Source organism: Flavobacterium sp., assembly GCF_040402955.1.
GTDB lineage: Bacteria > Bacteroidota > Bacteroidia > Flavobacteriales > Flavobacteriaceae > Flavobacterium.
In genome coordinates this window covers 1-1,203 of the sequence record NZ_JBBALQ010000044.1, presented here as the reverse complement: position 1 = coordinate 1,203, position 1,203 = coordinate 1, and the positions used below count along the sequence as shown (strand labels likewise).

2 protein-coding genes are annotated in these 1,203 nt (G+C 30.6%); both read left to right on the top strand.

All coding sequences use genetic code 11. From position 1 onward, the window contains the following. Positions 1 to 237 precede the first annotated feature (237 nt). Positions 238 to 612 (top strand): hypothetical protein, encoded by a 375-nt coding sequence (locus tag ABWP78_RS09785; protein WP_353171063.1) that lies wholly within the window; start codon positions 238 to 240, stop codon positions 610 to 612. A 55-nt stretch (positions 613 to 667) separates the two neighbouring features. Further along, positions 668 to 1,051: a hypothetical protein gene (locus tag ABWP78_RS09780; protein ID WP_353171060.1), complete on the top strand. Its 384-nt coding sequence runs from the start codon at positions 668 to 670 to the stop codon at positions 1,049 to 1,051. The last annotated feature ends 152 nt before the right edge of the window (positions 1,052 to 1,203 follow it).

Here is a 1,203-nt window from a genome sequence, read left to right as displayed (position 1 = left end):
ACCCCAAAATAGACATAGGTAGCAATCTACTACCTAAAAACAACTATTAAGCCATTTATGGCTTCTATGTAAGCTATGAAGGTAATCTATGTAATGTCTTAATACATAATTGGGCAAGATTAAAACGCTTTAAGGATTTCTCTTAATGTATTACATAGAACATACATAATGTACATAAGGAAGAGGAACGGTAATTTTAATAAAATAATCATATATTTGTAAAAAAATAGAAAAACTATGAAACAAGCAGTTATAATGAGTAAAATTAATGGGGTGGTTATAAAGGCAACATATAGTCGGAAAAACACTCCTGAATTATCGTATTCTTCTAAATGTGGTTATTGTGAAAATGATTTTTTACATAGCAGAAATACAGCAAAATATTGTAGTGATAAATGCAGAAAAAGGGATTTTTTTAGGATAAAAAATATAGAAAATGCAATAATGCAAAAGAGAGAATGGGAAAGAAGTATGTTGTTAGAAAAGCAGAAAAAAGAGGAAAGTCAAAGAGTAAAAAATTTGAATGATTTTGTGAAAATTGGAAAGGATTTAGAAAGAAGTTTTAAGGTGATACGATTACAAAATCAAATAAATAGAGGAAATAAATTTTAAACAAAAAAAGGGTTGTTCGTAGCAACCCCATTATTAATATCAATTATCGTCAATTATGCAACAAAAGTATGTACAAAAACCCATTAAAAGCAACTTTGTTCCTTCAAAGTTTATGACAACCACAAAAGTCCTATTTGACCACGATGGCTCGGTAGATAAGGAAACAGGAGAATTAAGAGCAAAAGAATTTTCATTAACCTGTAATGTGGTTGATGGTACAATAGCAGGTTTTCAACCAAAAGCAGTAGTTACAATAAAATGTGGCAACGATTCATTTAGGTTTATTGCTGACAATTTTGATAGCATAAGCGAAGCATTCTTCCAAGCAAGTCAATTCATTCAAAAACAAGCCCTAAAAGGTAATGCAGTTGTTATTGAAGAAGCAAAAAAATATGGCGAAATAGCAAAAGCGAGAACTACCGTCCGTAAAGCGAGTTAAAAACAATACCACCAAAAAACTGGCAAACGCTAATTGTCGGTAATTTTTTTCAAAAATTGTCTGATAATTAGAGAAATCGCTTAAAGCCCTTTAATCTACCCCAAAATAGACATAGGTAGCAATCTACTACCTAAAAACAACTATTAAGCCAT